Source organism: Microlunatus kandeliicorticis, from assembly GCF_014137855.1.
GTDB classification, from domain to species: domain Bacteria; phylum Actinomycetota; class Actinomycetes; order Propionibacteriales; family Propionibacteriaceae; genus Microlunatus; species Microlunatus kandeliicorticis.
The window spans coordinates 841,488-854,394 of the sequence record NZ_JACGWT010000001.1 but is presented as its reverse complement, the minus strand read 5'-3'; the positions used below and the strand labels follow the sequence as shown (position 1 = coordinate 854,394).

Sequence of the window (12,907 nt, the reverse complement as noted above, 5' to 3'; positions counted from 1 at the left end):
CTGAGCCCGCCCGCGAGGACTCAGCCGCGGGCGGTGCCGGTGCGCCCGGCGGCGGCCCGGTCGGCCTCGGTCGGCTCCCGCCAGCCGAGCAGGTGCCGGACCGTGGTGGCCAGCGTCATCGGGTCGAACGGCTTGGTGATCACCCCGGCCAGCGGGAGCTGCTGGAAGTTCCGCCGGTCGCCGGGCTGCACCTTCGCGGTCAGCAGGATCGTCGGGATGTCCTTGGTCAGCTGGTCGTCCTGGAGCTCGACGACCGCCGTCGGCCCGTCCATCCCGGGCATCATCACGTCCATCAGGATGGCGTCCGGCTGCTCGCGGCGGGCCACCTCGATGGCCTGCGCACCGCTGGAGGCGGTCAGCACGGTCCAACCGGCCACCAGCTCGAGCGCGGCGGTGGCCACCTCGCGGATCAGGTCGTCGTCGTCGACCAGCAGCACCCGGCGGTTCACCGGGCACTCCGGGGACGGGAAGCCGGGACCGCGGTGCCGGTGGGAAGGGTGGGGCCCCCGGTCAGGGGGGCGGAGTTTGCGGGGGCAGGGCGCCTGGCCACGTCATCTCCTCGTCGGGGTGCGACGTCGGTGGAGCAACCGCGTCGCCGGTCTGCCGCCACCGTCACCGACCCGCTGCTCCGGTCGACGCACCGTGGAGGCACTGCGTTCTGTTGATCACGTCCGGCGCGGCCCCCGCCATCGCCTCCGCGCGTTCATGGTAGCCCCGCATCGACCTCGGGCAAGTCCGTGTCCGGCCGTTGACGAGGGGCGATCTCGACGGTCGCCCGGCTCTCACCAGGCCGTTCGCCCGCAGGCGCCGGTCCGCGCGTGTCGTCGTCGGCGGTCCCGGGGGCGTAGCATCCAGACAGGCTTTTCGGGGGAAGCCGCCGGTCGGCAGGATCGGGAAGGTCAGGACGGAACGACGTGCCCTCCCGGCACGCGCCCGTCCCGAACCGAGAAGTTGCTGCCGAGCACGCGCACGATGCCAGCAGAAAGGTCCGGCTCCCCCATGGCGCAGACGTTGTCCGCGCGACGCAACCACGGCTTCCTCTACCTCTGCATCGTCGTCGCCTTCGTGCTCGCGAGCCTGCTGATCACCCTCAGCAGCGGTCTCCCGTTCACGGTGCGCCGGACGGTCAGCGATCTCGGTCTGATCGTCGCGGGGCTCTTCGCGGCCGTCAGCGGCGCGTTCCGGGTGCGGTCGACCCACGGGCACCGCCGCCGCACCTGGATCCTCATGGCCAGCGGCGGGCTGTCGGCCATGGCCGGCAACATCTGGGTGTTCGAGGCACACCTCAACAACCGTCCCGAGCCCGCCGGGTCGAACGTCTTCTTCGCCATCGCCGTGATCCTGGCGATCGCCCTGGTGATCAGCTTCCCGTCGGTCCCGCGCCGCGGACTGGACCTCGTCCGGATCCTCTTCGACGGCCTGGTGATCGGCGCCTCGCTGCTGTCGATCGTCGGGGTGACGGTGGTTCCGCAGCTGCTCGCAGCGCCGGAGGCCGACTCCGGAGCCAGCACCGCCTCGCTCGTGCTGGTGGTGATCGAGGTCATCCTCTGCACGCTCGCGGCGATGCTCGTGCTGCGTGGGAACCGGGCCGACCGGACCGTCCTGCTGCTCGTCTCCGCCGGCGGATTCTGCTACTCGGTCACCGACCTGATCCGGGCGTCCCTGGCCGCCAACAACGACTTCGCCTTCGGCGGTCCCCTCGACGTCGGGTGGATGGCGGGGTACGCGGCGCTCGGCCTGGCTGCGCGGTACGCGGTCGGTGACGACGCGCGGACCAGCGAGGCCGCGGCGACCCCGCCGTTGGTGAGCAGCAGCGTCGTCTTCGGCGCCTTCCTGATCGCCGCGTTCTGCCGGGTGGCGTTCCTCGACCCGAGCAACAACAGCCTGCTCACCTCGATCGTCTGGGTGATCGTGCTGCTGGCGGTGACGCTGCGCCAGGGTCTCCTGATCGCGGACAACGAGAGCCTGAGACGCGACCTCGAAGCCCGGGTCAGGGAGCGCACCAGCCAGCTGGAGGACCTGACCCGCCGGAGCGAGACGATGCTGACCTCGGTCGGCGACGGGATCTACGGCGTGGATCCGGACGGCGTGATCACCTTCGTGAACCCCTCGGCCGCCTCGATGCTCGGCCAGTCGTCGTCGGCGCTGATCGGTCAGCGGGCCCACGACCTCTTTCACGCCCCGCAGCCCGACGGCACGCCCTTCCCCTACGAGTCCTGCTACATCGCCGAGGCGGTCCGGCACGGTGCGACCACCAACAGCGAGGAGGACAGCTACCTCGGTCCGCACGGCGAGCCGTTCCCGGTGGAGGTGACCGCGAGTCCGCTGATCTCGAACAACCGGGTCGAGGGAGCGGTCGTGGTCTTCCGGGACATGACGCAGCGTCGCGAGGTCGACAAGATGAAGAGCGAGTTCGTCTCGGTGGTGAGTCACGAGCTGCGCACCCCGCTGACCTCGATCCGCGGCTCGCTGGGTCTGCTGTCGGCCGGCGCCCTCGGCGAGCTCACCGCGCCGGCCAAACGGATGGTCAAGATCGCCCTCGACAGCAGCGAGCGGCTGACCCGGCTGATCAACGACATCCTCGACATCGAGCGGATCGAGTCGGGGACGATGCCGATGCAGATGGACCGCCACGTGGTCGCCGACCTGCTCCGGACGGCCACCGACCAGGTGCAGGCGCTGGCGTCCGAGGCAGGTGTCCGGTTGGTGATCGGTTCGGACGACGGCGTCGTCTGGGCCGACGGCGACCGCGTCGTCCAGACCCTGGTGAACCTGCTCGGCAACGCCATCAAGTTCTCCGACGCGCACTCGGTGGTCGAGCTCGAGACGTCGGCGGAGGGCGACTTCGTCACCTTCCACGTCCGCGACCAGGGTCGCGGCATCCCCGCCGACAAGCTCGATCGGGTCTTCCGGCGGTTCGAGCAGGTCGACTCGTCCGACGCCCGGGAGAAGGGCGGCAGCGGACTCGGCCTGGCGATCAGCCGCAGCATCGTCGAGCGGCACGGCGGTGAGATCTGGGTCGACAGCCAGGTCGGCGTCGGGACCCAGTTCTCCTTCACCATCCCGCGGCTCGCGCCTGCCGTGGCCGACGAGGCGGTCGAGGGTCCGACGATCATCGTCTGCGACGACGACCCGGCCACCGTGCAGGTGTTCTGCGCGATGCTGCAGAAGAACGGCTACCGGGCGATCGGGGTCGAGAACGGACGCCAGGCGATCGAGCTGGCCTCGGAGCAGCTGCCCGCGGCGGTCCTGGTCGATCTGCTGATGGCCGGGACCAGCGGGTCGGAGGTCATCTCCGCTCTGCGCGACAACCCACGGACCCGGGACATCCCCCTGGTGGTGGTCTCCGGGCTGGAGCCGGGCGGCGACCTCGACCTGGCCGGCCGCACGGACGAGTGGCTCACCAAGCCGGTGGACGAGGAGCGGCTGATCCGCGCGCTGGGCCGCGCCATCGCCGAGCACCAGATCTCCGGACGGGTGCTGCTGGTCGAGGACGACGAGGCCCTGGCCAGCGTGCTCACCACGCTGCTCGAACGCCGGGGCCTGGTCGTCGACCACGCGCGTGACCGGCGCCAGGCGTTGCGCATGGTCGAGGGTGCCAGACCCGGGGTGCTGATCCTCGACCTGCACCTGCCCGACGGCAACGGTGCGGAGCTGGTCGACGCCATGCGCGACGACCAGCGACTGACCGATCTGCCGGTCGTGGTCTACAGCGCCGACGACGTTCCCGCCGGCGAGCGCGACCACCTCCGCCTCGGCACCACGATCTTCCTGACCAAGGGGCGGGCGAACCCGGAGCTGCTCGAGCACCGGGTGCTCGAGCTGATCGAGCTGGCCCTCGAGAGCGGCAGCGAGCCGGCCAGCCGCGCCACCGTGGGGTCGGCCTCGTGAGCGGCCAGCGGCGACGGTCGGTCCCGGTGTGCCTCCGCGAAGCAGTGGTGCCGCCCTGATCCGACGCGTCGACCATCCGCCGCCCCGAACGTCTCCGAGCCCCCGGATGACCCAGGAAGGACAGCATGAGCATCACCCTCGACAGCGCCCGACGCCGTGCGACGAACGCCCAGACCGGACTGGTCATCAAGGTCAGCACCGGCGTCGGGACCGGGCGCACCCGGCTCGCCGCCTTCGACGCCGCGCTGCGGAACGCGGGACTCGCCGACTTCAACCTCATCCGGCTGAGCTCGGTGATCCCGCCCGGCAGCATCGTCAGCGAGGTGGGGCGCCACGAGCAGCTCCGCGGCGACCACGGTGACCGGCTCTACTGCGTCTACGCCGAGTCCTTCGCCTCCACACCCCACAGCGAGGCGTGGGCCGGTGTGGCCTGGTCTACCCGCGAGGACGGCAGCGGAGCCGGCCTGTTCGTGGAGCACAGCGGTCTCTCCGAGCAGCAGGTGAGCACGGACCTCGACCTCACGCTGGAGGACCTGTCGATCGGGCGGGGCGGGATCTACCACCCCGCCGGCAAGGTGATGGCCTCGGCGGTGTGCGAGGACCATCCGGTGTGCGCGCTGGTGATCGCGAGCTACAGCGCCCAGGGCTGGGACGGGCATGACCACTGAGGTCGAGGAACGTGGCCGGGCGCGGATCCCGGACGACGCGCGCGCGCTGGACCACTGGGTGTTCGGGCCGCTGACCGTCACCGCGCACGACACGCTCGAACCGGTCTACGAGGAGTCGTACTGGAGGCTGTACGAAGGCGCCTTCGGACCGCTCCGCACCGAGGCGGCCGCCCGCCAGGTGCTCGACCGCGACGAGTTCAGCGAGGAGATGACCGACCCCCGGGTCACCAAGTACCTGGTCTGGGACGACGACGGCGCAGCGGGAATGACCACGCTCACCCAGGACCTCAGCACGGTCCCCTGGATCAGCCCGCACTTCTACGCGGCGCGCTACCCCGATCACGCCGCGCGGGACGCCATCTTCTATCTCGGGTTCATCCTGGTCCGCCCCGGACTCCGCTCGAGCCGGGTGTTCCACCGCCTGATGGACGTCGTGACCGACCGGATCTCCGCCGCCGACGGCGTGGTCGGCTACGACATCTGCGCCTTCAACATCACCACGCTGAACTTCGCCGATCGGATCGAGACGGTGGTCGGCCGTCGTCACCCGGCCGCCTTCGCCGAGGTCGACAGCCAGCACTACTTCACCACCGACTTCCTCGTGGCTGGCCCGCCCGCCGACTGACGCCGCAGAGCGACCCCGGACGCACCGACCCGGCACCCGTCACCGACCGCGGCGGCTAGGTTGCCTGCATGAGCAACCCGTACCCGACCGGCCCGCAGAAGATCACCATCGGCGCCGGCACCTGCATCAAGATCGGCTTCTTCGCCGCGTTCGGCGCCCTGTTGTTCTCGCTGGTGGTCAGCGTGGTGATCGCGATCATCGGCCTGGTCGCCGGGATCGCGTTCCTGCCGTTCCTGCAGAAGCTGCTCAACGGCGGCTGACGGTCAGACCGCGAGGGTGTCCTTGACCACGGTGGCGAGCTGGTCGGCCACCGCGCGGGCCTGCTCGGCCGACCGGGCCTCCACCATCACCCGGACCAGCGCCTCGGTGCCCGAGGGCCGCAGCAGCACCCGGCCCTCGTCGCCCAGCTCCTGCTCGGCCCGGTGCACCGCGGCCTGCAGCTCGGGGTCGGTGGCCGCGCGGCTCTTGTCCACCCCGGGCACGTTGATCAGCACCTGCGGCAGCCGTTCCATCACGCCCGCCAGCTCGGCCAGGCTCGACCCGGTCGAGGCCATCCGGCTCATCAGGTGCAGGCCGGTCAGCACCCCGTCGCCGGTGGTCGCGTGCTCGCTCATCACCACGTGCCCGGACTGCTCGCCACCCAGCGCGTACCCGCCGGCCTTCATCGCCTCGAGCACATAGCGGTCGCCGACCTTGGTCTGGACGACCTGGATGCCCTGCGCCCGCATCGCCAGGCTGAAGCCGAGGTTGCTCATCACGGTCGCGACCACCACGTCACCGGGCAGCTCGCCGGCCTCGTGCATGGCCACCGCGAGCACGGCCATGATCTGGTCGCCGTCGACGAGGGTGCCCTCCGCGTCGACCGCGAGACACCGGTCGGCGTCGCCGTCGAGCGCCAGCCCGAGGTCGGCGCCGTGCTCGCGGACCGCGGCCTGCAGGCTCTCGATGTGGGTCGAGCCGCAGTCGGCGTTGATGTTGAGCCCGTCGGGATCGGCGTGGATCGCGATCACCTTGGCGCCCTGCACCTCGAACGCCCCCGGCGCGGTCCGGTAGGCGGCGCCGTTCGCGCAGTCGACCACCACGGTGATGCCGTCCAGGCTGACCGGGTGCGCCAGGGTGGAGACCAGGTGCGCGATGTAGTCCTCGACCAGCTCGGGACGGTCGGTGACCCGGCCGACCCGGTCGCCCACCGGCCGCTCCCAGGTCTCGGTGAGCCGCGCCTCGATAGCGTCCTCGATCGCGTCGTCGAGCTTCTCGCCGCCACGGGCGAAGAACTTGATCCCGTTGTCGGGCATCGGGTTGTGGCTGGCGGAGATCATCACGCCGAAGTCCGCCCCGGTGCTGCCGGTCAGATAGGCCGCACCTGGCGTCGGCACCACCCCGAGCCGGACCACGTCGACCCCGGCGCTGGCCAGCCCGGCGACCACCGCGGACTCGAGGAACTCACCCGAGGCCCGCGGATCGCGGCCGACCACCGCACGGGGTCGTGGTCCGGTGACGCCGCCGGCCTCGCCGAGCACGTGCGCGGCGGCCACCGACAGCTCGAGGGCCAGCTCCGCCGTGAGCTCGACGTTGGCCCGGCCGCGTACGCCGTCGGTACCGAAGAGTCGACCCATGGCTGAGCGTCGCCCCGACCGGGAGATCAGCGCTTGCTGTACTGCGGCGCCTTGCGCGCCTTCTTGAGACCGGCCTTCTTGCGCTCCTTGATCCGCGCGTCGCGGGTCAGCATGCCGGCCTTCTTGAGCGCCGGGCGACTGGCCTCGGCGTCCGCGTCGTTGAGCGCGCGGGCCACGCCGAGCCGGAGCGCGCCGGCCTGGCCGCTGACCCCGCCGCCGTGGATGCGGGCGATGACGTCGTAGGAGCCCTGCACGGCCGCGGTCACGAACGGCTCGGAGACCAGCTGCTGGTGCACCTTGTTCGGGAAGTACTCCTCGAGGGTGCGGCCGTTGATCGTCCAGTTGCCCGACCCGGGGGCGATCCGGACGCGGGCGACGGCCTCCTTGCGACGGCCGGTGGCCGCCGCGGGGGTGACGACCGCCGGGCGGGCGTTCGGAGCCGCCGAGCGCTCGCCGGCCTCGGAGCGGTAGGCGATCTCGCGGTCGCCCTCGGTGAACGGCGCCGGGGCGTCGGTCTCGGTCACGGTGTCAGTCACGTCGTTCGTTCCTCGATGCTCTCAGGCTCGGCTGGTGGTGCGGGCTCGGCTGCGGCGCAGGCTCACTGAGCCAGCTGGGTGATCTCGTAGGTCTGCGGCTTCTGCGCGGCGTGCGGGTGCTCCGGGCCGGAGTAGACCTTGAGCTTGCGGATCAGCTTCCGGCTCAGCCGGTTCTTCGGCAGCATGCCCCAGACCGCCTTCTCGACCAGCTTGCGCGGGTCGTTGTCGAGCAGCTCGCCGTAGCTGACCGACTTGAGCCCGCCCGGCCGGCCGGAGTGGCGGTAGGCCCGCGCCTCGGTCCGCTTGCTGCCGGTCAGCGCGATCTTCGAGGCGTTGACCACGACGACGAAGTCGCCGCCGTCGACGTGCGGGGCGTAGGTCGCCTTGTGCTTGCCGCGCAGCAGCGTGGCGACCGAGACGGCCAGCCGGCCGAGGACGACGTCCTCGGCGTCGATGACGTGCCAGTCCCGCGTGACGTCGGCGGGCTTGGGGCTGTACGTAGACACGTGTGCGACCACTCTCTTGCTCGACCTGCTCGGTTTGACCTGCTCTTCGGGTTGCCGCTCGCTCCGCCCTGGGGGCCGGGCCTGACGGACCTGCCTGACGGACTTCGCGGAGGGCGCGCGAACACGCGCACGCCGGAGCGCAACAGCGGACCAGATTACCCGTGCACCGCGGAGGGGTCAAAACGCGGCCGGACGCCGCAGCAGCGACCGCTCGCGGACATCTCGCGGACCCGTCGGCGGGCGCCCTACAGCGTCGGAATCGGGGTGTCGGGAATCATACGGACCTGATTGGCTCCCGTTCGCGCGCTCCGCGTACGTTGAGCCCATGACCGACACTCTCAGCATTCGCGACAACAGGACCGGTCGCGACTACGAGATCGAGATCACCGACGGCACGATCCGTGCGGCTGACCTCAAGCAGATCGCCCTGGACGGCGAGCCCGGACTGGCCACCTACGACCCCGGCTTCGTCAACACGGCTTCCTGCCGGAGCTCGGTCACCTACATCGACGGCGACGCCGGCATCCTCGAGTACCGGGGCTACCCGATCGAGCAGCTCGCCGAGTCTTCGACGTTCCTCGAGGTCGCCTACCTGCTGCTGCAGGGCGAGCTCCCGAACGCGAGCGAGCTCGAGGCCTGGACCCACGAGATCACCTACCACACGTTCGTCCACGAGAACCTCAAGACGCTGCTCCAGGGCTTCCGCTACGACGCCCACCCGATGGGCATGCTGATGGCCGCGGTGAGCGCGCTGTCGACGTTCTACCCGGAGGCCAACGACGTCAAGGACGCGGACAACCGCGACCTCCAGATCGCCCGGCTGATCGCCAAGATGCCGACCATCGGCGCCTTCGCGTTCCGGCACGGCAAGGGCCAGCCCTACGTCTACCCGGACAACGAGCTGTCCTACGTCGAGAACTTCCTGGCCATGCTGTTCAAGATGAGCGAGCGGAAGTACGTCGCCGACGAGCGGCTGGTCAAGGCGCTCGACGTGCTGTTCATCCTGCACGCCGACCACGAACAGAACTGCTCGGCCAACGCCGTCCGCTCGGTCGGCTCCTCGCAGGTCGACCCCTACTCCGCGCTCGCCTCGGGCATCGGTGCGCTCTACGGACCCCTGCACGGCGGCGCCAACGAGCAGGTGCTCAAGATGCTGCGCCGGATCGGCACCACCGACAACATCGGCGACTTCATCGAGGGCGTCAAGGGTGGCAAGGAGAAGCTGATGGGCTTCGGCCACCGGGTCTACAAGAACTACGACCCGCGCGCCAAGATCATCAAGAAGGCCGCCGACGACGTCTTCGAGGTCACCGGGGTCAACCCGCTGCTCAAGATCGCGCTCGAGCTGGAGAAGATCGCCCTCGAGGACGAGTACTTCGTCAAGCGCAAGCTCTACCCCAACGTCGACTTCTACTCCGGGCTGATCTACGAGGCGCTCTCCTTCCCGCCGGAGATGTTCACCGTGCTCTTCGCGATCGGCCGCACCCCGGGCTGGCTGGCCCAGTGGAAGGAGCTGACCACGGACTCCGAGCAGAAGATCGCCCGGCCCAAGCAGATCTACACCGGCCACCGCACCCGGGACTTCGTCCCGATGGCGCAGCGCTGAGCCTGCCGCTCCCGCTGACCCCAGCACGAACCCGCACCCGACCCGGGTGCCGCCGAACCGGTGGCACTCGGGTCGCGGCATCTGCGGGGATCGTCTCCGCGAGGACGCGGCGGCCGCTAGGTTTTCCGGCGTGAGCAGCGGAGACACCCCGGCCGGCGGCGACCGTACCGCGGGGCTCGGCAGCGTGGCCTTCGCGCGGCTGGCCCGCGGGAACGCCCGCCGGTGGGCCCGGCTCGACCCGCTGCTCCCCGTCCCGCGCGAGCTGCTCGACGGGCCTGCCGACGCCCCGGTCGAGCCGGCGGTCGGCGACCGGCCCGACACCGATCCCGGACGGCTGCTGGCCGCGCGTTCCGGCGACTCGGCGGCCGCCGGACGCTGGCGGCACGTGCGCCTGGACCCGACGTCGCTGCCAGCGAACTACGACTGGCTGGAGAGCCACCGGCTCCGGGCCGCCGTCGACGGCACCGACCAGGCCGCCGCGCTGACCGCCCTGCTCGACCGGTGGGTCCCCGAGGTCGCCGCGCTCGCCGACCCGGTGGCGCAACCGGACACCGGCCTGACGGTCACCTGGCCGGCCCGCGACGTCCAGGCGGTGGCCGCCCTGACCCGCCGCGGCTTCGCCCCGGTGGCCGTCGTCGCCGCCCGTCTTCGCGCACCGCGGCGGGCCGACGGCGTCGGGTCCGGGGTTCCCACGGCCACCATCGGCCCGGCCGATCCCGACGACGGGCTCGAGCTCCGGCCGGCCCGGCTCGACGACCTCGACGCGGTCGTCGCGCTCCAGCTCGAGGAGCTCTTCTACGACGACCTGCTCGGCGGGCTGCACCTGCGCTCGAGCGTGGAGCGGGCGGTCCGAGCCGCCGCGGCGGCCGCGCTCAGCCGCAACGACGGCAGCCGGATCCTGGCGCTCCGCGACGGGAGCGCCGTCGGCCTGGTGGCCGTCGACCTGCCCGACCAGGCCGACGTCGGTGGGCTGGCCGCAGCCGACCGGGTCGGCTACGTCGACTGTCTGAGCGTCACCGCGGGGGCCCGCGGGTCCGGGGTGGGCCGCCGGCTCGCCCGGGCCGCCGACGACCGGCTGGCCGAGGACGGGGCCGCGGTGGTGCTGCTCACGCACAGCACGGTCAACCCGCTGTCCGCACCGTTCTGGGCGCGCGAGGGGTTCCGGCCGCTCTGGGTGATCTGGTCGCGCCCGCTGCTGCTGCCCGCCTGACGTGCAGCACCCTCCGCAGCCGTCGGGTCACTCGCCGTCGCGGTCCGTCGGCCCGCGCGCGCTGCTGCACCCGACGCGGTGACGCAGGTCTCCGCCCGCACCCTGGACACCGTCCACCGTTCGGCGCATCCTGAATTTCAACAGCTGTTGAATTCGACCGAGCGAGGCACACCGTGACCGAGACCGCCGACCGCCCGACCGACGCCACCGACGTCCGGGCCGAGCGCGCCACCTGCCTGATCGCCGGCGGCGGTCCGGCGGGCATGGTGCTCGGGCTGCTGCTGGCCCGCGGCGGCGTCCAGGTGACGGTGCTCGAGAAGCACGCCGACTTCCTGCGCGACTTCCGCGGCGACACCGTGCACGCCTCGACCATCCGGCTGCTCGACCAGCTCGGGCTGGGTGAGGCGTTCCGCGCGCTGCCGCAGAGCCGGCTCGGCAACTTCCGGCTCCCCGACCGCCACGGCCGCTCGATCGTCCTCGGCGACTTCTCCACCCTCCGGCCGCCGTACGACCACGTGGCGATGGTGCCGCAGTGGGACCTGCTGACCCTGCTGGTCGAGGCGGCCGAGCGCGAACCGACCTTCACGCTCCGGATGAGCACCGAGGTGACCGACCTGGTCCGCGACGCCGGTGGCCGGGTGGTCGGCGTCCGGGTGCACGACCGCGGCCGGGACGCGGCGGGAGCGCGCGGCGTGATCCTCGCCGACCTGGTGGTCGCCTGCGACGGACGCTCCTCGGTGCTCCGCGAACGGGCCGGGCTGGTTCCGCGCCGGTTCGACGTCAGCTTCGACACCTGGTGGTTCCGGCTGCCCCGCACCGCCGAGGAGCAGCAGCAGGTGGGCAGCCTCGAGCCGCGGTTCGCGCCCGGCGAGGCGATGCTGAGCTTCACCCGCCCCACCTATTACCAGGTCGCCTACTTCGCCCCCAAGGGCGACGACGCCCGGCTCCGCGCCGAGGGCGTCGAGGCGTTCCGCGCCCGGGTGGCGCGGCTGCGTCCGGACCTGGCCGACCGGGTCGGAGCGATCGGGTCGGTCGACGACCTGCACCACCTCGACGTCAAGGTCGACCGACTGCGCCGCTGGGCCCGACCGGGGCTGCTGTGCCTCGGCGACGCCGCGCACGCGATGTCCCCGATCGGCGGGGTGGGGATCAACCTCGCCGTCCAGGACGCGGTCGCCGCCGCGACCCTGCTGCGCGGCCCGCTGCTGCGCGGGGACGTCACCCTCGACGAACTCGACCGGGTCCGGCGCCGCCGCCGGCTGCCGACGGTGGTGATCCAGCGGATGCAGCTGGCGCTCGACCGGACCGTCTTCGGGCCGACGCTGAACGGGCGGACCTCACCGGCGATCCGGCTGGCGCCGTGGGTGGTCCGCCACCTCCCGTTTCTCCGGCTGATCGGGCCGCGGATGATCGCCTTCGGGCCCCGTCCCGAGCAGGCGCCGGACTTCGCCCGGCGCCCGCCGGTGCCGGTCGGCTGATGCCCGACCGGTCCCCGGTCACCGGGTCGCGGCGCGGCCGCCGGTCCGGCTCGGCGAGCAGCCGCGACGCGATCCTCGACGCCGCCCGCACCGAGTTCGCGGCCCTCGGCTACCGGCGGGCCACCGTCCGCCGGATCGCCACCGCGGCCGGGGTCGACCCGGCGATGATCAACCACCACTTCGGCGGCAAGGACGCGCTGTTCTCGGCCACGCTCGACCTGCCGTTCAGTCCGGCCGCCGAGATCGCCCGCGCCGCCGCCGGGCCGCGGGACGGGCTCGGCGAGCGGCTGGTGACGCGGCTGCTCGAGCTCTGGGACGCCTCCGCCGGGCCGACGGCCAGCTCGGTGCTGCGGACCGCACTCGAGCACGACGGGACCCTCGAGGCCGTCCGCGCCGTGGTGGTGGAGGCGCTGGTCCGGGTGGTGCCGGCCGAGGGCACCGACCCCGACGAGCAGCGGGCCCGGTGGCGCGCCACACTGGCCGCCTCGCAGCTGCTCGGTCTGGTGATGGGTCGCTACCTGCTCGGTCTCGGACCGCTGGCGACCGCGCCGCGGGCCGAGGTGGTCCGGGGGGTCGCGCCCACCGTCCAGCGTTATCTGGCCGGGCCGCTCGACTGACCACGATGCAGCCCTCGCGGGGCCGCGCTGAGCGCCGGCTGGGTGCCGGACCGTTCACAGCCGACTGCTAGCTCCGGCCCAGCCCACCCCTATCCTCCGGCCGTCGACTGCGGCTCGGCAGGTCCGTCGTCCCCCACCCGGGCGCGGCCTGGCC

General features: G+C 72.1%; 12 protein-coding genes. 8 read left to right on the top strand and 4 right to left on the bottom strand.

Annotation, left to right across the window (positions count from 1 at the left end; genetic code table 11):
• Positions 1-20: 20 nt before the first annotated feature.
• Positions 21-449, bottom strand: a complete 429-nt coding sequence (locus tag FHX74_RS03860) for a response regulator (protein WP_182558712.1) — start codon at positions 447-449, stop codon at positions 21-23.
• A gap of 550 nt (positions 450-999) precedes the next feature.
• Here FHX74_RS03860 and FHX74_RS03855 point away from each other — a divergent pair.
• The 4 genes from FHX74_RS03855 (at position 1,000) to FHX74_RS03840 (ending at position 5,444) form a co-directional block, all read left to right on the top strand.
• Complete coding sequence (locus tag FHX74_RS03855) at positions 1,000-3,891, top strand: response regulator (protein ID WP_182558711.1); 2,892 nt, start codon at positions 1,000-1,002, stop codon at positions 3,889-3,891.
• A gap of 125 nt (positions 3,892-4,016) precedes the next feature.
• On the top strand, positions 4,017-4,559 hold the full coding sequence (locus tag FHX74_RS03850) for a pyruvoyl-dependent arginine decarboxylase (protein WP_182558710.1): 543 nt from the start codon (positions 4,017-4,019) through the stop codon (positions 4,557-4,559).
• Positions 4,549-5,184 (top strand): hypothetical protein, encoded by a 636-nt coding sequence (locus tag FHX74_RS03845; RefSeq protein ID WP_182558709.1) that lies wholly within the window; start codon positions 4,549-4,551, stop codon positions 5,182-5,184. Before FHX74_RS03850 ends, FHX74_RS03845 begins: the two co-directional genes overlap by 11 nt.
• Positions 5,185-5,252: 68 nt before the next feature.
• Positions 5,253-5,444, top strand: a complete 192-nt coding sequence (locus tag FHX74_RS03840) for a hypothetical protein (RefSeq protein ID WP_182558708.1) — start codon at positions 5,253-5,255, stop codon at positions 5,442-5,444.
• 3 nt (positions 5,445-5,447) lie between these two features.
• Here the strand turns inward: FHX74_RS03840 and glmM are convergent, their stop codons facing one another.
• From glmM to rplM, 3 genes are all read right to left on the bottom strand, one after another.
• On the bottom strand, positions 5,448-6,800 hold the full coding sequence (gene glmM, locus FHX74_RS03835; RefSeq protein WP_182558707.1) for a phosphoglucosamine mutase: 1,353 nt from the start codon (positions 6,798-6,800) through the stop codon (positions 5,448-5,450).
• Positions 6,801-6,826: 26 nt separating this feature from the next.
• The gene (gene rpsI, locus FHX74_RS03830) at positions 6,827-7,336 is read right to left on the bottom strand and encodes a 30S ribosomal protein S9 (protein WP_182558706.1); all 510 of its coding nucleotides are present in this window, start codon (positions 7,334-7,336) and stop codon (positions 6,827-6,829) included.
• A gap of 62 nt (positions 7,337-7,398) precedes the next feature.
• Positions 7,399-7,842, bottom strand: a complete 444-nt coding sequence (gene rplM, locus FHX74_RS03825; RefSeq protein ID WP_182558705.1) for a 50S ribosomal protein L13 — start codon at positions 7,840-7,842, stop codon at positions 7,399-7,401.
• Between the two features lie 325 nt (positions 7,843-8,167).
• Between rplM and FHX74_RS03820 the strand changes: the two genes are divergently transcribed.
• The 4 genes from FHX74_RS03820 (at position 8,168) to FHX74_RS03805 (ending at position 12,753) form a co-directional block, all read left to right on the top strand.
• The gene (locus FHX74_RS03820; RefSeq protein WP_182558704.1) at positions 8,168-9,448 is read left to right on the top strand and encodes a citrate synthase; all 1,281 of its coding nucleotides are present in this window, start codon (positions 8,168-8,170) and stop codon (positions 9,446-9,448) included.
• A 130-nt stretch (positions 9,449-9,578) separates the two neighbouring features.
• Complete coding sequence (locus tag FHX74_RS20935; protein WP_182558703.1) at positions 9,579-10,658, top strand: GNAT family N-acetyltransferase; 1,080 nt, start codon at positions 9,579-9,581, stop codon at positions 10,656-10,658.
• 173 nt (positions 10,659-10,831) lie between these two features.
• Complete coding sequence (locus FHX74_RS03810; protein WP_220483409.1) at positions 10,832-12,136, top strand: FAD-dependent oxidoreductase; 1,305 nt, start codon at positions 10,832-10,834, stop codon at positions 12,134-12,136.
• The gene (locus tag FHX74_RS03805) at positions 12,136-12,753 is read left to right on the top strand and encodes a TetR/AcrR family transcriptional regulator (RefSeq protein WP_182558702.1); all 618 of its coding nucleotides are present in this window, start codon (positions 12,136-12,138) and stop codon (positions 12,751-12,753) included. The genes FHX74_RS03810 and FHX74_RS03805 overlap by 1 nt, the downstream gene beginning before the upstream one ends.
• Positions 12,754-12,907 lie beyond the last annotated feature (154 nt).

Coding starts and splice junctions, on each gene's coding strand:
- FHX74_RS03855 (WP_182558711.1), top strand. CDS start 1,000: ATGGCGCAGACGTTGTCCGCGCGACGCAACCACGGCTTCCTCTACCTC.
- FHX74_RS03850 (WP_182558710.1), top strand. CDS start 4,017: ATGAGCATCACCCTCGACAGCGCCCGACGCCGTGCGACGAACGCCCAG.
- FHX74_RS03845 (WP_182558709.1), top strand. CDS start 4,549: ATGACCACTGAGGTCGAGGAACGTGGCCGGGCGCGGATCCCGGACGAC.
- FHX74_RS03840 (WP_182558708.1), top strand. CDS start 5,253: ATGAGCAACCCGTACCCGACCGGCCCGCAGAAGATCACCATCGGCGCC.
- glmM (WP_182558707.1), bottom strand. CDS start 6,800: ATGGGTCGACTCTTCGGTACCGACGGCGTACGCGGCCGGGCCAACGTC.
- FHX74_RS03820 (WP_182558704.1), top strand. CDS start 8,168: ATGACCGACACTCTCAGCATTCGCGACAACAGGACCGGTCGCGACTAC.
- FHX74_RS03805 (WP_182558702.1), top strand. CDS start 12,136: ATGCCCGACCGGTCCCCGGTCACCGGGTCGCGGCGCGGCCGCCGGTCC.